Origin of the sequence: Kitasatospora cineracea, assembly GCF_003751605.1 — a bacterium.
GTDB classification, from domain to species: domain Bacteria; phylum Actinomycetota; class Actinomycetes; order Streptomycetales; family Streptomycetaceae; genus Kitasatospora; species Kitasatospora cineracea.
This window is the reverse complement of the sequence record NZ_RJVJ01000001.1, coordinates 5,440,706-5,461,410: the sequence shown is the minus strand read 5'-3', so window position 1 is coordinate 5,461,410 and position 20,705 is coordinate 5,440,706. Positions and strand designations below refer to the sequence as shown.

At 74.7% G+C, this 20,705-nt stretch carries 14 protein-coding genes; 11 read left to right on the top strand and 3 right to left on the bottom strand.

The features are described from left to right. The first annotated feature begins 42 nt into the window (after positions 1-42). The 5 genes from EDD39_RS42190 (at position 43) to EDD39_RS24505 (ending at position 9,841) form a co-directional block, all read left to right on the top strand. Entirely contained in the window at positions 43-5,772 is a 5,730-nt protein-coding gene (locus EDD39_RS42190; RefSeq protein WP_162870119.1) for an SDR family oxidoreductase, read from the top strand. After that, positions 5,769-6,500, top strand: a complete 732-nt coding sequence (locus tag EDD39_RS24520) for a 4'-phosphopantetheinyl transferase family protein (RefSeq protein WP_123559371.1) — start codon at positions 5,769-5,771, stop codon at positions 6,498-6,500. Before EDD39_RS42190 ends, EDD39_RS24520 begins: the two co-directional genes overlap by 4 nt. Further along, the gene (locus tag EDD39_RS24515; protein ID WP_123559369.1) at positions 6,473-7,246 is read left to right on the top strand and encodes an SDR family NAD(P)-dependent oxidoreductase; all 774 of its coding nucleotides are present in this window, start codon (positions 6,473-6,475) and stop codon (positions 7,244-7,246) included. Before EDD39_RS24520 ends, EDD39_RS24515 begins: the two co-directional genes overlap by 28 nt. A gap of 139 nt (positions 7,247-7,385) precedes the next feature. Then, positions 7,386-8,930 carry an MFS transporter gene (locus EDD39_RS24510; RefSeq protein WP_123559367.1) on the top strand — a complete coding sequence of 515 codons (1,545 nt, stop codon included), beginning with the start codon at positions 7,386-7,388 and terminating at the stop codon, positions 8,928-8,930. Positions 8,931-9,091: 161 nt separating this feature from the next. After that, positions 9,092-9,841: a TetR/AcrR family transcriptional regulator gene (locus EDD39_RS24505; RefSeq protein ID WP_123559365.1), complete on the top strand. Its 750-nt coding sequence runs from the start codon at positions 9,092-9,094 to the stop codon at positions 9,839-9,841. A 142-nt stretch (positions 9,842-9,983) separates the two neighbouring features. Here EDD39_RS24505 and EDD39_RS24500 read toward each other — a convergent pair whose 3' ends face one another. Further along, a complete protein-coding gene (locus tag EDD39_RS24500) occupies positions 9,984-10,487 on the bottom strand; it encodes a PadR family transcriptional regulator (protein WP_030464137.1) in 504 nt (167 codons plus the stop codon). A gap of 302 nt (positions 10,488-10,789) precedes the next feature. Here EDD39_RS24500 and EDD39_RS24495 point away from each other — a divergent pair, with 302 nt between their 5' ends. The 5 genes from EDD39_RS24495 to EDD39_RS24470 all read left to right on the top strand — a co-directional run bounded on the left by EDD39_RS24495 (position 10,790) and on the right by EDD39_RS24470 (position 17,084). After that, on the top strand, positions 10,790-12,496 hold the full coding sequence (locus EDD39_RS24495; protein WP_244256999.1) for a glycoside hydrolase family 13 protein: 1,707 nt from the start codon (positions 10,790-10,792) through the stop codon (positions 12,494-12,496). Positions 12,497-12,895: 399 nt separating this feature from the next. Beyond that, entirely contained in the window at positions 12,896-14,275 is a 1,380-nt protein-coding gene (gdhA, locus tag EDD39_RS24485) for an NADP-specific glutamate dehydrogenase (protein ID WP_123559362.1), read from the top strand. Positions 14,276-14,438: 163 nt separating this feature from the next. Continuing rightward, positions 14,439-15,098, top strand: a complete 660-nt coding sequence (locus tag EDD39_RS24480) for a hypothetical protein (RefSeq protein WP_148089510.1) — start codon at positions 14,439-14,441, stop codon at positions 15,096-15,098. Positions 15,099-15,177: 79 nt separating this feature from the next. Further along, complete coding sequence (locus EDD39_RS24475) at positions 15,178-16,182, top strand: hypothetical protein (RefSeq protein WP_244256998.1); 1,005 nt, start codon at positions 15,178-15,180, stop codon at positions 16,180-16,182. Positions 16,183-16,343: 161 nt separating this feature from the next. Further along, on the top strand, positions 16,344-17,084 hold the full coding sequence (locus EDD39_RS24470; protein WP_148089509.1) for a hypothetical protein: 741 nt from the start codon (positions 16,344-16,346) through the stop codon (positions 17,082-17,084). 49 nt (positions 17,085-17,133) lie between these two features. Here the strand turns inward: EDD39_RS24470 and EDD39_RS24465 are convergent, their stop codons facing one another. Continuing rightward, positions 17,134-18,165 (bottom strand): SdiA-regulated/phytase-like domain-containing protein, encoded by a 1,032-nt coding sequence (locus EDD39_RS24465; RefSeq protein ID WP_123559356.1) that lies wholly within the window; start codon positions 18,163-18,165, stop codon positions 17,134-17,136. A gap of 223 nt (positions 18,166-18,388) precedes the next feature. On the opposite strand from EDD39_RS24465, the gene EDD39_RS24460 reads away from it, so the two are divergent. Beyond that, positions 18,389-18,646 carry a hypothetical protein gene (locus EDD39_RS24460; protein ID WP_123559354.1) on the top strand — a complete coding sequence of 86 codons (258 nt, stop codon included), beginning with the start codon at positions 18,389-18,391 and terminating at the stop codon, positions 18,644-18,646. A gap of 182 nt (positions 18,647-18,828) precedes the next feature. Here EDD39_RS24460 and EDD39_RS24455 read toward each other — a convergent pair whose 3' ends face one another. After that, positions 18,829-20,175, bottom strand: a complete 1,347-nt coding sequence (locus EDD39_RS24455; RefSeq protein WP_123559352.1) for a choice-of-anchor A family protein — start codon at positions 20,173-20,175, stop codon at positions 18,829-18,831. Positions 20,176-20,705: the final 530 nt, after the last annotated feature.

Below are 20,705 nucleotides of genomic sequence, written 5' to 3'. Positions count from 1 at the left end.
GCACCACGCCCCCAGGACCAATTCTCCTCCTCCGCACCGGACTTGGCAGGAAAGGTCGCGCTGGTCACCGGGGGCGGCAAGGGCGTGGGTGCGGCGATCAGCCGCGAACTGGCAGCGCGCGGCGCGCTGGTGGTGGTCAACCACTTCCACTCGCCGCAGGCCGCCGAGGAGACCGTCGCGGCGATCCGGGCGGCCGGCGGGCGGGCCGAGGCGCTGCGCGGCAGCGTGGCCAAGCACGAGCAGGTGTCGGCGATGTTCGCGGTGCTGGCCGAACGGCACGGCGGCGTGGACGTCCTGGTGAACAACGCGGCGCGGGGCGTGTTCGCCCGGTACGACGACCTTACCGACACCGAGTGGCAGCGGGCGCTGGACACCAACCTGCACGGCGCCCGCTGGTGCGCGCTGGCGGCGGCGCCGCTGATGGCCGCCCGGGGCGGCGGGGCGATCGTGAACGTGTCGTCCATCGGGGCGGGGCTGGCCATGGACAACTACCTGCTGGTGGGCGTCTGCAAGGCCGCGTTGGAGGCGCTGACCCGGTACCTGGCCGCCGATCTGGGGCCGTCCGGGATCCGGGTGAACACCGCTTCGGCCGGCCTGCTGGACAACCCGACGGCTTCGCTCTTCCCTGCTGCGGACGCCCTGCGGGCGACCTGCGCGGCGGCGGCCCCGCTCGGCGGGGTGGGCCAGGAGGTCGACCTCGCCCGGCTGGTGGCCTTCCTCGCCTCCCCGCAGTCCCGCTGGATCTCGGGACAGTGCCTGCTCGCCGACGGCGGCCTGTCGGTGGGCCGCGCCATGCTCACTCCGCGGCAGGCCCCGGCTCCCGCCCCGGCTCGGCAGATCCCCCACCAGGCCGGGCCCACCAACTCCCCGGTCCGGCACGCCTCCCGGGCGGTCGCCGTGGTCGGCACCGGCCTGGTCGCCCCGGGCGCGGGCGACCCGGAGGAGTTCTGGCAGCGGCTGGTGGAGGGCGTCCCGCAGTTCGGCGAGCCGGGGGAGCGCTTCCCGCTGGAGCACTTCTGGTCCGCCGAGGATGCCGCGGACCGCACCTACAGCCGGGTGGCGGGCTACCTCCGGCCGACGCCCGACCCCGCCGAGGACTTCCTCACCGCCTGGACCCGCGCCGCCCTGCTCCAGTGCGACGCGCCGGGGCTCGCCGCCCGCCCGGGGGTCCGCACCGCCTGCTTCGCCGGTGCCTGGGCCGAGGGCTCCCAGCACGTGGAGGAGAGCGTGCTGGTCGAGGCCGCCGCCACCGGCATCGCCGCACACTGGCCCGAGCCCGCCACCTCCCCCGAACGCGCCACCCTCCGTGCCCAGTTGGCGCACCGCCTGCACGCCGCCTACCGGCACGCGGGCCTGCCGGAGGAGCACCTGCCGCTCGCTGCCGTCCGCGCCGCGCTGGCGGAGCTGCTGCCGGAGGCGGAGGCGGGTCCGGTGCCCGTCCGGGTGGTCGACACGGCGTGCTCGTCCGCGCTGTACGCGATCGACCTGGGGGCGCGGGCCGTGCTGGACGGTGAGTGCGAACTCGCCCTGTGCGGCGGGGTGTTCTCGCTCGGCCCGCGCTACAGCGTGCTGTTCTCCCGGCTGCGCGGCCTGAGCCGCTCGGGCGCGGTGCGGGCGTTCGACGCGGACGCGGACGGGGTGCTGTTCGCCGACGGGGCGGCGTTCGTCGCACTCAAGCGGCTGGACGCGGCACTGGCGGACGGCGACCGGGTGCTGGGCGTGCTGGCCGGGTTCGGCGCGGCCTCGGACGGGCGGGGACGGGCGGTGCACGCGCCCAACCCGTCCGGCCAGCAACGGGCGTTGATCCGGGCCCGGGCGGTGTCGGGGCTGCCGGCCGAGCGGGTCGACTGGGTGGTCGCCCACGCCACGGGGACGCCGGTCGGCGACGGGGTCGAGCGCGGGGTGCTGGCCGAGCAGCTGCCGCAGGCGTGGTGCACGTCGAACAAGTCCGTGGTCGGGCACACCGGTTGGGCGGCCGGCGCGGTCTCGGTGGTGCACGCACTACAGGGGCTCGCGCACTCCACCATCCCGCCGCAACTCCCGTACCGGGCCCCGGACGGCGCGCCGCCGCTGCGGGTGCCGACCGCCCCGACGCCCTGGCCGCGACCGGCGGACCGGCCGCGCACGGTGGGGGTGTCGGCGTTCGGATTCGGCGGCACCAACGGGCACTTGCTGCTCCAGGACGCCCCGCGCCCCGGCGAATCCGCACCGCCCTCGCTGCCCGCCCCGCTGCCGGACGACCCGGTGGTGGTGGTCGCCCGTTCGTCCCACCTCCCGGGCACTCCATCCCCTTACCTGACTGATCATCAGAATCTTTCCTCTCAGCGCTCGTTCGGCCCCTCCTACCCGATCCCTCCGTTCGCCGAGGTGCGCCTCCCCGGCCCGACGGCCGCGGGCATCGACCGGGCCCAGCTGATGGCGCTCCAGGCCACCGCAGCGCTCGTCCGGCCGGACACCCCGCCCTGGTGGGACGAACTGCGGGACAGCTGCGGGGTGTTCGCCGCGCACACCGGCATCCCCGCCGCCTCCCCGGACCTGACGGTCCGCTGCCACGCCGCCGCCCTGACCGCAGCGCTCGCCGCGCCACCCGCCCCCGACGGGCTCGACCCGGCGGCGCTCCGCAAGGCCACCGAGGCGTTTCTCGACGCGGTGCGCGGACGCACCCACCCGGGGGAGGACACCCTCGCCGGGCTGATGCCGAACGTGATCCCGGCCCGGGTCGCCGCCCTGCACGACCTGCACGGCCCGACCATGACACTGGACACCGGGCCCACCTCGGGCCGGACCGCACTGCGGGCGGCGGCCTCGTATCTGCGGCGCGGGGAGCTGGAGTTGGCCCTGGTCCTGGGCGTCAACGGCGTCTCCGACCGACCGCGAGCCGCCGAGGGCGCGTTCGCCCTGCTGCTCACCCGGGCCTCCGCGGCCCGCGCCCGGGAGTGGCCGGTGCTCGCCCCGCTCGACACCGTCCTCGACGCCTTGGAACGCACCGAACCGGCCGCCCCGGCGGACCGCTGGGACTACCTCGGCGCGAACGACCTGGCAACGGCCGTCCGCCACCTGGCCGCCACCGCCACCGCCACCGCCACGACCACGATCGCCACCTCCACCGCCGCCGCACCCGCACCCGCACCCGCACCCGCACCCGCACCCGCACCCGCCGCAGCCTCACCCCTCACCTGGCGCCACACCCTCTCCTGGTCGCCCTCCGGCGCCCCGCGCTCCCGCCGACTCCCGCTCCCCGCCGACACGTTGGTGATCACCGGCGCCACCCGACAGGCCGCCCTCCGCGCCGCCACGCCCACCCTGCCTCCCGGCACCCACCTGCTCGCCGTCGGCGCAAAACCCACCATGGACACCGATCCGGGACAGGCCGTCGACCGCGTCCTGTCCGAACACCCGTCCGGGTTCCGGCACCTGCGGGTGGTCGCCGATCTGCACGACGCCCCGCCGTGGCCCGCGCCGCCGACGGCCGAACTGCTGGCCGTCCAGGAGGCGGCGTTCTGGGCGGTGCGCCAACTCCGGGACGGGCTCAGCACCTTGGCGGTCGGTGTCGCCGCGCCGTTCCACGCGGACCAGGCCGCCCCGCACGCCCACCTGTTCACCGGGTTCGTCAAGTCGCTGGCCTGGGAGCTGCCGGACTGCACCGTCCGCGCCCTGGTCTCCGACCGCACCGATCCGGCTGCCGTGCTGTCCGCGCTGGAGGACGAACTCGCCGCCCCCGCCGACGGGTTGCCGGTGACCCGGCACCACCACGGCACCCGCCTGGCCCAACGCCTCACCCCCTCCGACCCGTACCTCCCCCTCCCCGATTCCGGTACGGACGCCCTCCTGCCGCCGCACCCGGTGGTGGTGGCCACCGGCGGCGCGCGCGGCATCACGGCCGCCTGCCTGCTCGGCCTGGCCGACCAACTCCCTTTGCGCCTGCACCTGGTGGGGTCCAGCCGCCCCGCCGAGGTGCCCGGCGAACTGCTCGACGCCCCGGACGCGGAGCTGCCGGCCGCCCGGGCCCGGTACATCGCCGCCGAGCGTGCCCGCGACCCGCGGCATCCGGTGGGCGGCATCAGCGCCGCCTTCGACCGGCTGCTGCACGCCCGCGAGTCCGCACTGACCCTGCGCGCGCTGCGGACGGCCTGCGGCGCCGAGCACGTGCACTTCCACACCTGCGACGTGACCGATCCGGCCGCCGTCCGGGCCGTGGCCGAGGCGGTCCGGGTCCGGGAGGGCCGGGTCGACCTGCTGGTGAACGGTGCGGGACTGCACCACCCGGGTGACATCACCCGCAAGACGCTGCCGGGCATGCGCCGGATCCGCGACGTCAAGCTCGCCGGCTACCACCACCTGCGCGCCGCGTTCGACGGCCCGCTCGCGCCGGGGCTGTGGTGCAACTTCGGCTCGGTCACCGGCCTGGTCGGCCTGCCCGGCGAGAGCGACTACTCCCCCGCCAACGACTTCCTCTCCGCCGCCGCCCAATCCGCCGCCGACGACCGGGAGTTCACCATCGCCTGGACGATCTGGGACGAGACCGGCCTCGGCTCCGGGCCCGTCGTCCAGTCCTACACGGCCCGCACGGCCCGGCTGTCCCGGATGAGCACCGCCGAGGGCGTCGCCCACTTCCTGTCCGAACTCCGCCGCCGCACCCGCCCGGAGGGCCGGACGGACCGGCTGGTCACCTTCGTCGGCACGGCCGAACACCACTCCTTCGACACCCGCTTCCCCGGCCTGCGCACCCCCGCCCCAGCTCTCCCCTCCCCCGCCCCGCCCCTCACCTTCGCCGCCCCAGCTCTCCCCTCCCCCGCCCCGGGGCTGCTCGGCGCCCCGTTCTACCGGCAACCCGACCACGCCGTCTGGGAGTTGCTGCTCGACCTGGACGCCCACGCCTTCCTCCGTCACCACCTGGTGGACGGCCGCCCCACCGTCCCGGGCGTCGTCCTGGCCGACCTGGCCGTCCAGGCGGCCCGCACCCTCGCCCGGGACTCCGCCGACACCCCCCTCCCACCCCCGCTGCCCCTGCTCGGCATCGACCGCCTGATCTTCCGCTCCTGGGTCCGCGCCCGCACCGACGGCCGCCCCGCCCGCTTCCGGATCGAGGCGCACCACCGCCCGACCCGCTGGGGGTGCGCCGTCCGGGTGAGCGTCCGCTCGGACGTGGTGGCGCCGGACGGCCGGGTGCTGGCCGCCGACCGCGAACACTTCCGGGCCACCGTCCGCCTCGGCGGCCCACCCCCACTACCCGTCCCGCACGCCCCGCCGCCCGACCTGCCGCACGCCCGGACCGCCACCGCCACCGACCCGTACTACGACCCGGCCTCGCCCGTCCTGCTCACCGGCCCCTTCCGCGCCACCCGCGACTGGCGCGCCACCCCCACCGGCACCGCCGCCCACTGGCAACCCGACCCGGCCGCCCTGGCCGCCCTGCCCCGGCTGAGCACCCCGGCCGTCCTGCTGGACAGCCTCGCCCGCACCCCGTCCCTCGCCCCCGGACCGGACGGCAGACACCCCGTCGCCGTCCCCCGCCACATCGAACGGATCACCCTCCACCTCCCCGGCGACGACCACGACCTCCTGCAGCACCACCCCGGCGGCCTGCACCTGCACCACTCCCCCGCCACCGGCACCAGCACCGCCACCACCCCGGACGGCCACCGGGTCGTCGCCCAGATCACCGGCCTGCACACCACCGTCCTGACCCACCTACCCCCCGCCGCCGCCCCCTCTCCTCCCTCCACCCCCTCTCCTCCCCCCGTCCCCTCTCCTCCCTCCACCGCCTCATGACCCCCGACCTGGCCGGCGCCCGGTACCGCCGGCTGCCCACCTCCGCGGGGCCGGTCGACCTCTGGTGGCACGTCAGCCCGCGGCGGCCGCCGCTCCGCGGGCGGGCGCTACTGGAGCACGCCGTCGCCGCCCACTGCGCCCGTCCGACGGCCGAGGTGACCGTGGTGGCCGACCCGCTCGGCCGTCCGGCGCTGCCGCTGAGCGGTTTCCCGCCGCTGCGCCTGTCCGCCGCGCACAGCGGGCCGGTCACCGTGGCGGCGGTGCTCCCCGTCCGGCACCCCGGGACGCTGCTGGGCGTCGACGTCGAGCACCTGGCCGCGCCGCCGTCCGCGCAGTTGCTGGACCTGGCCCTGACCGCCGCCGAGCGGGCCGCGCTGGCCGAACTGCCGCCCGCGCTGCGGCTGTCGGGCTTCCTCTCGCTCTGGACGGCGAAGGAGGCGGTGGCCAAGGCCGTCGGCTGGCCGCTGCTGCTGGCCCTGGTGGACGTGGAGATCGGCCTGCGCCCCCGGCCGGTGCTGGCCCGGCTGGGCCGGGACCGGGCCCCGCGCGGCTGGCTGCTGGTGCCGTTGCAGCTGCCCGGCCGCCCGCACACCGCCACCCTCGCCCTGCACGACCCGCCCCAGCGGCTCCGACCGTCCCGGCCGCACCGCCCGCCCCTCCGTCCCTGCCGCTCGCCCAACCCCCGACGGGAGCACCCCCCATGGACCTCACCGGGAACGTCGCCCTGATCACCGGCGGCACCCGCGGCATCGGTCTCGCCATCGCCCACACCCTGCACGCCCACGGCGCCCGGCTGCTGCTCACCGGCCGTTCCGAGCGCAGCGGCCGGGCCGCTCTCGACCGGCTGGGCGGTGGGCCGGACCTCGCCTTCCACCCGGCCGACGCCACCGTCCGGGCCGAGGCCGAGGGCGCGGTGGACGAGGCGGTGCGGCGGTACGGGCACCTGGACGTGGTGGTCAACAACGTCGGCGGCGCCACCGACTTCGCCACCGTCGCCGACATCACCGACGAGGTGTGGCACGGGACGTTCGCCCTCAACCTCGACTCCGCGCTGCACACCACCCGCCGGGCGCTGGCCCACCTGCTGCCGCAGCGCTCCGGACGGATCGTCAACATCGCCTCCGTCGAGGGCCGCGACCCGGACCCGGGGCTGTGCGCGTACGCCGCCGCCAAGCACGCGCTGATCGGGCTGACCAGGGTGCTGGCCAAGGAGGTCGGGGGGTACGGGGTCACCGCCAACTGCGTCTGCCCGGGCGCGGTGGAGACCGACTGGTTCACCGAGCAGGGGCCGCGGGCGGCGGAGGTGCTCGGCACCGACTACCCGGGGCTGGTGCGGCACTTCACCGGCCGCACCGTCACCGGCCGGCTGACCCGCCCGGACGAGGTGGCCGCGGCGGTGCTGCTGCTGGCCTCCCCGGCGGGCGCGGGCATCACCGGCGCCTGCATCCCGGTCGACGGCGGTGCCACCGGCTGACCTCCTCTTCCCCCTGTTTCCCCTGTCCCCGTTCGCTCCCGGAAAAGTCGTTGTACACCGTAGAAGGACTCCTCTACGGTGTACAACGCACGGCCGACCGGCCGCGCCCGCCCTGCCTGCCGCCCTCCGGGAGTCCCTTTTGTCCCAGCCGTCCGTCCCCCTGCCCATCGCCCCGCACCCCCGGCGGTGGGTCATCCTGGCGGTGGTCTGCCTGGCCACGCTGGTGGTGCTGCTCGACAACACCGTGCTCAACGTGGCCATCCCCTCCCTGACGGAGGACTTGGGCGCGGGCACGGCCGACATCCAGTGGATGATCAACGCCTACGCGCTGGTCCAGTCCGGCCTGCTGCTGACGGCCGGCAGCCTGTCCGACCGGTACGGGCGCAAGCGCGCCCTGCTGGTCGGCCTGGCGCTGTTCGGCCTGGGGTCGGCGGCGGCCGCCCTCGCCCAGACCTCCGGGCAGCTGATCGCCGCCCGGGCCGGCATGGGCATCGGCGGCGCGCTGCTGATGACCACCACGCTGGCGGTGGTGATGCAGGTATTCCAGGGCCCCGAGGTGCCGAAGGCGATCGGCATCTGGGGGGCCGTCAGCTCGCTGGGCTTCGCGGGCGGCCCGCTGCTCGGCGGCGTGCTGCTGGCGCACTTCTGGTGGGGTTCGATCTTCCTGATCAACGTCCCGGTGGCGCTGCTCGGCCTGGTCGCGGTCGCCCGCCTGCTCCCGGAGAGCAAGGACCCTTCGGGCCGCCGGCCGGACGTACCGGGTGCGGTGCTGTCCACCGTCGGCATGGTCGGCCTGGTGTACGCGATCATCTCCGGTCCGGTGCACGGCTGGGGCTCCGGTCCGGTGCTGCTCGCGGCGGGGGTCGGCCTGGCCGCGCTGGCGGGCTTCGTCGCCTGGGAGGTGCACACCCCCACCCCGATGCTGGACATGGGCTTCTTCCGGAACCGGCGCTTCAACGGCGCGGTGGCGGGCGGCATCCTGGTCGCCTTCGGCATGGCCGGCTCGCTGTTCCTGCTCACCCAGTACTTGCAGCTGGTGCTCGGCTACCGGCCGTTGGAGGCGGGCTTGCGGATGTCGCCGCTGGCCCTGGTGATCGTGCTGCTGAACCTGTCCGGCGTCGGCGCCCGCCTGCTGCCGAAGATCGGCTTCGCGGGTGCCGTCGCCATCGGCATGGGGCTGCTGGCGGGCGGCCTGGCCGTGGTCGCCGCGATGGGCTCGGGCCACGGGTACCCGGGGCTGCTGGCCGGCCTGCTGCTGATGGGCTGCGGCATCGCCATCGCCAGCCCGGCGATGGCGGCGGCCGTGATGGGCGCCATCCCGCCGGAGCGGGCGGGGGCCGGCGCGGGCGTGCAGGGCACGGTCACCGAGTTCGGCGGCGGCCTGGGCGTCGCGGTGCTCGGCGCGGTGCTCGGCTCCCGGTTCGCGGCGGGCCTGCCGGGGTCGGTCCCGGCCTCGGCGGCGAAGTCGCTGCCGGAGGCGCTGGCCGCCGCCCCGGACGAGGCCGCCCGCACCGCGGTGCGGGACGCCTTCGCCCACGGCCTGACGGGCAGCCAGCTGATCGGCGCGGCGGCCGTCCTGCTCGGTGGCCTGCTCTCCGCAGCCCTGCTGTACCGGGCCGACCGCCCGGCCCCGGGAGCGCCCGCCGCCCCGCAGGGGCAGGACGCCGTCCCGGCCGCGCACTGACGAACCGCCCCCCGGCTCCGGGCCCGTGCACGCCGCACGGGCCCCGGGCCCGCTCCTTCGGATCTTGCCGGGCGCCCACCGCCGCGCGCTGATCCGACAGATCCGAAAGAGCGGGCCGAGGCCGTACGGTGTGGAAGCACCCGTCGAAGCGAAGGAGCAGCGTGGCCACCAAGCGAGCCTCGCAGGTCAAGAAGAGCGTGTGGCTCACCCCCGGCCCCGTCCGGGGCCGCCGCTCCCCGCGGGCCGGCGAGGGCGGTCCGGGCAGCCTGGACCGCGAGGTGATCGTCGCCGCGGCGATCGGCCTGCTGGACGCCCAGGGCGAGGCGAAGTTCTCGATGCGCGCCCTGGCCGCCCGGCTCGACGTCACGCCGATGTCCCTGTACTGGTACGTCGCCGACAAGGACGACCTGCTGGAGCTCGCCCTGGACGTGGTGGCCGGCGAGATGGCGCTGCCCGAGCCGGGCGACGGCTCCGACTGGCAATCCGGCCTGCGCGCCCTCGCCGTGACGTGGCGGGCAGCGATGCTGGCGCACCCCTGGGCGGTGCGGATCTACGCCGACTACCTGAACATCGGGCCGAACTCGGTCCGGTTCTCCGCCCGCGCCTTGGAGATCGTCCGCACCTCCCCGCTCTCCGAGACCGACGCCATGGCCGCCCTCTCCGCGATCTTCCAGTACACCTACGGCTTCACCTCCACCGAGGTCAACTGGGCCGAGAAGGCCGACCAGGCCGGCACCACCACCGAGGGCCTGGTCGCCGAGATCACCGAGGCCGTCCGCGACCTCCCGGGCGTCGCCGACTCCGGCGTCCTCGTCGAACGCCCCAGCGAGCCCGAACACCTGATCCGCGAACGCGAGTTCCACCGAGCCCTGGACTGGCTCCTCACCGGCATGCAATCCTCCCTCCCCTGAGGGCCGCGCACCGTCCCCTTCTTCGTTCCCGAGCAGGCTGCCCGGTGCCGGACGGGGAGCGGGTGTGCTCCACTCCCTCTCCGCCGCCGGGCGATTCGTGCTCGACACGCATGGGGTTCGATGGATGAACCGCCCCGCCGGTTCAGGTGAGTTCCTGTTGGCAGCGCTCCAGCCAGTCGAGTTCGGCCTGGAGGTGCAGGACCTCGCCCTCGATCAACAGGCGTGAGACGCCGTGATCGGGGGACTGGTCGGCGGTGGCGTGCAGGCCGCGGATGGCGGCGAGGCAGTACGAGCGTTGGAGGTCGATCAAGGTGCGTGGATCGGCGAGACGGGTGCGCGGGGCGAGGACGAGTTTGAGGAAGAACTCCTCGCGGACCTTGGCCCCGTCGGACGGGCGGGCGAACCAGTCGGCGAGGGCTCGTCTGCCGTCGTCGGTGAGGGCGAAGACGCGTTTGGCCGGGCGCCCGTCCTGGGCGACGTCCTCCCCTTCGATCAGGCCGGACTTCTCCAGCCGGCCGAGCGTGACGTAGACCTGCCCGTCGTTGGTGCGCGAGTAGGCCGGGCCGAACGTGGACTCCAGGGCTCTGCGGAGCTGGTAGCCGTGCGCCGGGCCGGTGGCAAGCAGCGCGAGGAGCGGAAGCCGCACTCGGATGCCTCCCTTCGAGGTGAGTGAGGGGAGTGCGCCGTGCGGCCGAACTTCGTCGGTCGTACGCCGGGCGGCTCTCCTGGGCTTTGCCCTACCCCGTTGTGCGCCCCCTTATTCGCCCTGATTCGCCCCAACTATTGGCACTCTCCGTCCCGGGAGGTGACATCTTCATCTCCTGTCTCCTGGACATGGTCTTTGGCCTATACCTAACATCTAGGTATCCCCGAGGAACTGACGAACTGTCAGCCCGGGTCCGTGCCTGTCAGCGCGACCTCCCTCGCGCGCTCCCGTGAAGGTGACGCATGATCACTTCCGTCGTCCCCACCGACCCGCCGCACGCCGCGGAGACCGTCGCGGACTCCGCCGTCCTCACCGCGGACGGCACGTTCCCGGAAGAACGGGCGGTCGCCGCCGCCCCCGACGCGCTGTGGTGGCGCGACGCGGTGATCTACCAGGTGTACGTGCGCAGTTTCCAGGACTCCAACGGCGACGGCATCGGCGACCTGCCGGGCGTGCGGGCCCGGCTGCCGTACCTGAAGCGGCTGGGCGTGGACGGGGTCTGGTTGAACCCGTTCTACCCGTCGCCGCAGCACGACCACGGCTACGACGTGGCCGACTACAAGGGCGTGGACCCGATGTTCGGCACCCTGGAGGACTTCGACCTGCTGGTCGAGGACTGCCGCAAGCTGGGCCTGCGCCTGGTGCTGGACACCGTGCCCAACCACTGTTCGGCCGAGCACCCGTGGTTCCTGGAGGCGCTGGCCGCCGCCCCGGGGTCGACGTCCCGGGCCCGGTTCCACTTCGCGGACGGCCGCGGCACCGACGGCGAGCTGCCGCCGAACAACTGGCGGGCGATGTTCGGCGGCCCGGCCTGGTCCCGGATCACCGAGCCGGACGGCACCCCGGGCCAGTGGTACCTGCACATGTTCACCCCGGAGCAGCCGGACCTGAACTGGCGCAACCCCGAGGTGCCGGTCGAGTTCGAGAAGGTGCTGCGGTTCTGGCTGGACCGGGGCGTGGACGGTTTCCGGATCGACGTCGCCGCGGGCCTGTTCAAGCACCCGGAGCTGCCGGACTCCCCGGACCCGGACGCCGACGAGCGGACCCGCGACTCGGTGAACCCGCTGGCCTGGAACCAGCCGGAGGTGCACGAGGTGTGGCGCTCCTGGCGGGCGATCTGCGAGGAGTACACGGCGCTGGACGGGCGGCAGCGGCTGCTGGTCGGCGAGGCGTCCGTGCCGACCCCGGCCGAGCAGGCCATGTACGTGCGCGGGGACGAGCTGCACCAGGCGTTCTTCTTCCACCTGCTGCACGCGCCGTGGGACTCCGAGCACTTCCACCAGGTGATCGACGCGGCGGTGCGGGACATCACGGCGACCGGCTCGACCGTCACCTGGGTGCTGAACAACCACGACCAGGTCCGCACCACGACGCGCTTCGGCAGCCCGGAGCGGGCCCGGGCGGCGGCGCTGCTGATGCTGTCGCTGCCGGGCGCGGCGTACCTGTACCAGGGCGAGGAGCTGGGCCTGCCGGAGGTCGACGACCTGCCGGACGAGGTGATCACCGACCCGATCTTCCACCGCACCGGTAACCGCAAGGGCATCCGGGACGGCTGCCGCGTCCCGCTGCCGTGGGCCGGGACCAGGGCGCCGTACGGGTTCAGCCCGGAGGGTTCGGCGCCGACCTGGCTGCCGCAGCCTGCCTCGTTCGCCCGGCACACCGCGGAGCGGGCGCTGGCCGACCACACCTCGCCGTACCACCTGTACCGGGAGGCGCTGCACCTGCGCCGGCTGCTGCCGCAGCTGGGCGAGGGCACGCTGCGTTGGATCGAGACGCCGCCGAACGTGCTGGCCTTCGTCCGGGGCGACGGCCTGCTGGTGGCGACCAACTTCGGCACCGTCCCGGCCCCGGCGCCGGTCACCGGCCAGCCGCTGCTGTCCTCCGGCCCGTGCCCGGCGGGGGTGCTGCCGCCGGCCACCACGGCCTGGTGGATCCTGCCCCGCCGCTGAGGGCCCCGTCCCCGGTGCCTCGCCCCCGGCGTCCCGCCCCCGGTGCCCGGCCGGTCGGTCGGTCGCCGGGGGCGGCCTCCCAGGACACGCCCGAAACTCGCAGCGAACTCACACCTTTCCCGAGGTTTGAATCACATAGCCCGGAAATTGAGCTGGATATGGACCGGTCTTTACCTGCGGGCTGACCGAAATGACCCATTCGGGTGTTCACATCGTGGACATGCGGTCGATGCCCGCAGGTCAGCCCTGTGACAATGGTGCAGACCATCGGTCCCACCCCGTCGACCGACGCGTGTCAGGCGCGCCGCCGACGATCCTCAACGGCGAGGAGGACCAGGGGCACTCCCCGGGACGGGAGCGCCCTCGTGCACCATCCGCATCACGGAAGGTTGTGCCTGAATGCCGGCCACCCCCACCTCCGCCGCGTCCACCGACGCCGGTGCCCGCCTGATCGAGCCGCTGTACCAGGAAGTCCTGCGCCGCAACCAGGGCGAGAAGGAGTTCCACCAGGCGGTCCGCGAGGTTCTCGAGACCCTCGGCCCGGTGCTGCAGCAGCGCCCCGAGCTGGTCGACGCCCGGATCGTCGAGCGCGTCTGCGAGCCCGAGCGCCAGCTGATCTTCCGGGTGCCGTGGTCCGACGACAAGGGCGGTATCCACGTCAACCGCGGCTTCCGGGTGGAGTTCTCCAGCGCCCTCGGCCCGTACAAGGGCGGCCTGCGCTTCCACCCCTCGGTCAACCTCGGCATCGTCAAGTTCCTGGGCTTCGAGCAGATCTTCAAGAACGCCCTGACCGGCATGCCGATCGGCGGCGGCAAGGGCGGCTCCGACTTCGACCCCAAGGGCCGCTCGGACGCCGAGATCATGCGCTTCTGCCAGTCCTTCATGACCGAGCTCCACCGCCACCTGGGCGAGTACACCGACGTCCCGGCCGGTGACATCGGCGTCGGCGGCCGCGAGATCGGCTACCTGTTCGGCCAGTACAAGCGGATCACCAACCGCTACGAGTCGGGCGTGCTCACCGGCAAGGGCCTGGGCTGGGGCGGCGCGCAGGCCCGCACCGAGGCCACCGGCTACGGCTGCGTGATGTTCACCGAGGAGATGCTGCGCACCCGCGGCGAGAGCCTGGCCGGGCAGCGCGTGGTGGTCTCCGGCTCCGGCAACGTGGCCATCTACGCGATCGAGAAGGCCCAGCAGCTCGGCGCGACCGTGCTCACCTGCTCCGACTCGACCGGCTACGTGGTCGACGAGAAGGGCATCGACCTGGCCCTGCTCAAGGAGATCAAGGAGACCCGCCGCGGCCGGGTCTCCGACTACGCCGAGGCCCGCGGCGAGCACGTGAAGTACGTGGCCGGCACCGGCGTGTGGAGCGTCCCCTGCGACGTGGCACTGCCCTGCGCGACCCAGAACGAGCTGCACGAGGCGGACGCCGTCGCGCTGGTCCGCAACGGGGTGAAGGCCGTCGCCGAGGGCGCCAACATGCCCACCACCCCCGAGGCCGTCCGGGTCTTTCAGGAGGCCGGCGTGGCCTTCGCGCCCGGCAAGGCCGCCAACGCCGGCGGTGTCGCCACCTCGGCGCTGGAGATGCAGCAGAACGCCTCCCGCGACTCGTGGACCTTCGAGCACACCGAGGCCCGCCTCGGCGAGATCATGAAGCACATCCACGACTCCTGCTTCACCACCGCAGAGAAGTACGGCAGCCCGGGCAACTACGTGGTCGGCGCCAACATCGCCGGCTTCGAGCTGGTCGCCGACGCGATGCTCGCCCAGGGCCTGATCTGACGCCCCCCTGACACCCCTTCCGACACACCGTCGGGCAACCGGGCCCGGACCGCGGCGGCGGTCCGGGCCCGGGCGCCTTCCCGCTCCCGCCGGCGGGGAGGTAGGTTGTGCCGTCCCGCCGGGCCCGGCGGGCGGTGCGCACGGGGGAAGGTGGGGATCCGCCATGTCCGGGAAACCGGCGAAGCCTGGAAAGTCGAGGAAGCCCGGAAAGCCGGACCGGACCAAGTACGGGCCGACGCCCGGGCGCGGCGAGCAGCGCGGCCCGGCACCCCGCCGCCGGCTCCCCTCCCCCGTGTCGGCGGTGCTGCGGGCCCTGCTCCCGCTGGCCGGGATCGCCCTCGGGGTGGGCGTGACGATCGGCGGCGCCGCCGCGATGGGGGACGTCCGCGCGCTGCACCACCGGCCCGAGCTGCGGATGACCATGACCGAGTGCCACACCACCGGCCAGTCCCGGAGCGCGGTCAACCACTGCCGGGGCACCGGCGATCCCGGCAGCACCGGCGTCACCACCGGGACGTGGTACTACAACGGCGCGCCGAACGACTACCGGGCCGGCACCGTCGCCACCGTCCGCTGCACCCCGGACGGCAGCTGCGAACGGCTCGGCGTCGGCAACCACGCCCTGTCCGCCGGCGCCACCGTCGGCGGCCTGCTGCTGGCCGGCGGCGCCCTGACCGCTCTGGCCCGGTCCCTGCTGGAGAGCTTCGCCCCGGCCCGCGCGGCGGCCCTGGCCGACCGCCGCACCGTCCGCGCCCTGCTGCTGACCGCCGGGGCCGTCCTGCTGCTCACCGTCGCCGCCTCCGTGCTGTACATGCTCTCCTGACCTGCCGTCAGTAGCCCCGGCGCGCCGGAACGGCGGGTCGCACCGGCCGGAACCGCCGCCCGCCGCCGACACTGGCAGGATGCCCGCCTCCTCCCTCCCGCCCGGCCGCCGCGCCCTCCTGCTCGCCGGGCTGGGCGGCGCCCTGGCCGCCTGCTCCTCCGGCCACCCCAGCACCCCGAACAGCCCGAGCGGCCCGAACTCCCCGAACAGCCCGGACAGCCCGAACAGTTCACCCAGCACCAGCAGTGCCTTCCCCGCGCCCGCCGCCTGGCAGCCCGGCCCGGGCGAGCTGCAGCCGGACGTGAAGCTGCGGGCCGTGCAGGTGGTGGAGGCGATCGGCGGGTGGCCGCCGGGCGGGCAGGGGGTGGCGGCGGCCCGGCAGCGGGTGGCGGCGCTCGGGGCGGAGCCGGGGCTGGCCGACCAGGGCGGCGCGCTGCTGGCGGACGCCCCGCGGGCGGCGCTGGAGGTGGTGTACGCCCAGTACGGCGGGCTGTTGGCGGATTCGGCGAGCGTGCTGGTGGTGTGCCGGCAGTGGCTGGCCGGGCCGGACGGGGCGCCGGTGTCCACCGGCAGCACGGTCGACGTCCGGCTGAGCAGCGCCGCGCCCCGGTGGGAGGTCACCGCGTTGCACCCGGCCGATCCGGGGCCCGCGGCGGCGGCGCTGGGCGATCCGGCGACCCGGGTGCTGGCCCAGCCGCGGATCGCGCTGCCCCCGGCGGCGGTGGCGGACGTGCGCAGCGGGCAGGTGCACGACGGGGCGCTCGCGGCGATGCTGGCGCTGGCGGGGGCGTACGCGTTCGAGGTGAGCGTGGTGCGTTCGGGGCATCCGCTGTTGGTGTTCGGCACGGACCGGCCGAGCGACCACCCGCAGGGGCGGGCGTTCGACACCTGGCGGATCGACGGCCGGGCGGTGGTGGATCCGGCGACCCCGGCCGACCTGGTGGACTCCTTCATGCGGGCGGCCGCGGCGGCGGGTTCGTACAACGTGGGCGGGCCGCGGCTGCTGTCGGGCGGGGCGACGGCGAACCAGTTCTTCAGCGACGCCACCCACCACGACCACGTGCACGCGGGGTTCCGGGGCTGACCGGCCGTCAACCCGGCGGGTGCGTCCACGAATGATTTGCCTTCGCGTCGGGTGCCGCGAGAATGTATGCCCCGCTGGTCATGTCTTCCGAGTTCGGATCCGTCCGGCCCGTCGGTCCGCGGGACCCGGGTGTCGTGCGGGGGTGGGGTGGGGTGGTGTCGGTGTCGAAGCGCGCGGTCGGGGCCGCCGCGGTGGCGGCGGGGGTCGTGCTGGCGGCCGTCCTGACGGGGTGCTCGGGCGTCCGCTCCGCGCTGGGCGCCGACTCGGCGGCACCGGACCACCGGGCGCAGGAGATCGAGCAGCTCAGGGCGGTGCTCACGGAGCCGGCGGAGCCGTTCTCGGCGTCGCTGTCGGTGAAGTCCTCGGACGACCGGACCTCGGTCGAGGGCCAGGGCACGGTGACCGTGTCGGACGTCCAGACCGGCGCGACCGGGGAGTGGATGATCTCCGGGAGCGCGCCCGTGCTGGTGTACACCACGACGACCCGGGACGCCGTGTACACCCAGCTCGACGGCGGGAAGTGGCACCGGGAGACCCGGCAGGGGCAGGTCCTGGTCGCCGACCACCGCCAGTTGGCGCTGGCCCTGCTGGCCGCCGACCCGGCGTCCTACCGGGGCCCGGAGCAGCTCCGTTCCGGCGGCACGGCCTACCGCCTGAACGGGCCGCTGCCGGTCGACCGGCTCTCCGACGCGCTGGGGGTGCTGCGCCGTCGGGTGGCCGACCAGCAGGTCCCGCAGTGCACCACCGACCTGCTGGTCGACGACCGGGGGCGGCTGTCCGAACTGAGCCTGACCTGCGAGGCCGGCACCTACCGGGCCGTCACCTACCTGGGCCTGGACGGGTACGGCCCGCCCCGCGAGGTCCCGCCGCCCCCCGACGCCGACCTGCCCGCCCCTTCCTGAGGTCCCCGGCCCCGCCCGCTCGGAGGGGCCGGGGGCTGCCGGCGCCCCGTCAGCAGGTGATGCTGCCCTTGCGCAGGGCGTGCTTGCCGGTGTTGCTGTCGTCCGCCCAGTAGACGGGCTTGCTGCCGCCCACGCACTCGTCGGCACCGGCCAGGGTGAAGCCCTCGTTGTTGAGGTTCGCCATCCCGGCGGGGCGGTTGTAGACGGCGGTGAGGGCGAACGCGCCGCTGCCGTCGACCTGGAAGGTGCGCAGCTGGCCGGAGCAGTTGTCGTCGCACACCACCCACATCCGGTGCGCCTGCGGCTCCCAGGACAGCTCCATCACGCCGGACATGCCGCTGCTGACGGTGGCGACCTTGGTGAAGCCCCCGGACTCCAGCAGCACGTAGCCGTAGACCTTGGCGCTGCCCTCGACACCGACGAAGAACACCCCGCCGGTGTGCGCCGGGTAGCGGCCCGGGTCGTAGGCGGCGCCGGTCGAGGCGTCCTTGAAGCCCGCGCCGGTCAGGTAGCCGTCGGGCACCCAGGTGACGCCTTCCAGCCCGAGGTTGGAGCCGGTGGACGGCAGGTCGGCGGTGAGGTTCCACTCGCGGGTGGCGGTCAGCGTGCCGCCGCTGCCGGAGACGTCGTAGCGCAGCACGGAGAGCCGGCTGGTGGAGGAGGAGTCCGCGTTGCGCTCGCTGGAGACGTACACCCCGCCAGCCGAGCCCGCACCGGTCAGGGTGACGCCCTCGTCGTCCGGGGTGCCGGTGCCGCCGGTGAAGCGCAGCGACTTGCCGGAACCCCAACCGTTGGCGGTGTCGGGCTTCCAGCCGCCGGAGCCGTTCGGGACCAGCCGCCACAGCTTGCCGGAGTTCTGCACGCCCCACATCACCCCGCGCTCCTGGTAGAGGCCGGACAGGTCGGAGCCGAACACGTTGGAGCCGTCCGCAGTACTGACGGCGGAACTGCCGGGCCAGGCCACCGCACCGGCCGCCGGGGCCGGAGCCGCGGTCAGGGCCCCGACGACGAGGGCCGACAGGACGACGGCCGCCGACGACAGGAAGCGGCGACGACGTTCGGGGGTGCGCGATTCGGTCACGGGTTCCGTCCCTCGGGTCGAGTGGTCAAGCGGTCGAGCGGTCGAGCGGTCGAGCGGTCGAGCAGCTGAAACGGCCGCGAAAACGGCATCCCCCAACCTCCCGGCCCCATCCCAACGAGCCCCCACCGCAACCCGCCCCCACCATGAACACCCGACGAACCCCCACCCCTCCCCCGGACAAAACCCCTCGCCCCGCCCCTTCCCGTCCGGCATCCTCTCCCCCGTGCGCCTCCTCTTCGACGGAACCACCCCGCTGCCACGCCTGCTCCTGCTCAGCACCTTCCTGGTCAGCCCCGACTTCGAGGCCGTCCTGAACCCCCCGGCCTTCCTCCCCGCCGGCCACCGAGTCACCTACCACCCCACCCACCTCACCGTCACCTCCCCCACCGGCACCCGCCACGCCGTCCCGATCGCCGACAGCTACTGGCTCTGCCGCCGCCGACCACCCGCGGGGAACTCCGCTGCCACCGACCGGCGTTGACGGACGGACCGTACTGGTGCGCTGTCGTTCCGGGTACAGCCGTTCGGGGCTGGTGGTTGTGCAGGCGCCGGCGGAGCTCGGGGTGGACACCGCTCGGCTGCTCGGCTCGCTCGGGCCGGGGTGAGCCCGACGGCCCGTCGACAGGGGGTGACGGGCCGTCGGGGTCAGGATTTCGCGGGGGGTCAGTGCTTGCGTTGCCGGCGGCGGCGCAGCAGGAGGGCGGTGCCGGCGGTGAGGGTGGCGGCGGCGGCAGTGGCGGCGAGGGGGAGGGCGGGGCCGGGGCCGGTCGCGGGGAGTTCGCCGCCCGGGCCGGTGGGGGTCGGGGCGGGCAGGGTGGTCGAGGGGCTGGGTGACGGGCTGCCCGTGGGGCTGGGCGAGGGGCTGGGCGACGGGCTGCCGGTGGGGCTGGGCGAGGGGCTGGTGTCCTCGCAGGCGATGGCGGCGTCGAACGGCCAGTAGTGCAGCTCCCCGGCGACCACCGACGTGCCGTGGACCAGCGGCCCGGCGTCGTAGGCGCGGGCGATGACGTCGCCCTCGATGTTGGAGGCGTTGAGGTCCTTGAGGTGGGCGCTGGGCGCGTAGATGGTGCCTTCGAGGGAGTCGCCGCTGGACATGGTGAGGTCGGTGGCGTCGGGGAAGTCCCACAGCACGTACGGAGCCTGCGGTCCGCTGATGCCCGCGGTGTTGGGGTTGTGCCAGTCGAACACGCCGTTCTCGGCGGTGGTGTCGGTGACGATCACCAGCGGGGTGTCCTTGGTGGGCTGGTTGTGGAAGTTGATCTCGCCGAGGGCGTTCATCTGCCGGCCCGTCAGGTGCAGCACGTTGGTGCGGCCCGGGGTGAGGGTCAGGTGGCCGACGGTGCCGGGCGGGTAGGGACCGTCGGGCAGCGGGTGGCCGGCGTCGTCGAGCAGGGTGACGTTCTGCGCGCAGCCGGCCATCGCCCGGGCCCGTTCGCGGAAGGCCTCGAACGCGGTGGTGAAGTCGATCAGGCCGGGGGCCGGTCCGACCGAGGCGGTGGGCTGGTGCAGCGTCATCTCGATCCGCGGCACCGAGTTGTGGACGGTTCCGGCGGCCACCACCTGGGTGTTGACCTGGGCGTTGTTGACGTCCCGGTCGACGGCGAGCGAGCCGGTCATGTCGCCGATCTTCGTGTAGCCGTTGCTGAGCACCTTCAGCACGCCGTCCGGGGAGCTCCCGGCGTAGTCGATCCGGCCGCCGACCACCAGCGCGGCGGGGTGGTCGTCGCCGGGGGCGGTGAAGGTGCCGGGGTTGTGCAGGCTGACGTTGTAGCCGGAGCCGAAGGCGAGGTTCCCGCCGGTGGCGACCGGCCCTTCGGCCTCGGTGCTCCCCAGCGTGGTGTCGTGCTCCACGAAGGCGTTGTAGCCGAGGTTCCCCTGGACCGGGTTTCCGATCGAGGCCCGCTTGGATCCGGCCGCGGCGGCGGTCGGCGACAGCAGGGCCGGGGCGAGCACGGGGGCGGCGGCGAGGCCGAGGGAGAGGGCCGCGAGGGCGAGGGGGCGTACGGGCATAGCGGGAGGTTAGGCAGAAGAAACGGTCGATCCGGCACCGCCACGCGGCACCCCCCGAACGGCGGCACCCACTTGACGGAGCGTCGGCAACTCCCCGCACCGGGACCGCGCCGCCTGCCGGACGGACGCCGACCGGACGCCGGACGGGCGCACTCGGCGGGCTCCCGGCCGCCTCGGCGCCGGCCCTCGGGAGCCCCGACACCGACCGCCCCCGCGCGCCGCCCTCCCCACGCACCGCGCACCGCGCACCACAGCCGACGGCCCGCCCTGCCCACCGCCGTCCGGCTTATCGCAGCATTATCCGCGGCTTGGATTCTGCCTAACCTTCCCGCCCGTCACCTGCACCGAAGCGCCCCCGGACGCCCCGCGCCCACCTCCGGACACGCCCCGGCCGACGCCCCGCGAGCAGCGTTTTCCCCACCGTTCTGGGGCTGCGGCCGATCGGCCGGAACCTGACGTGACGCCAGGTCGGCCTCGCCGGAAGGACAGTGCCGGTGGCCGAATGCCGCCATTCGCCAACTGCTCGCCGT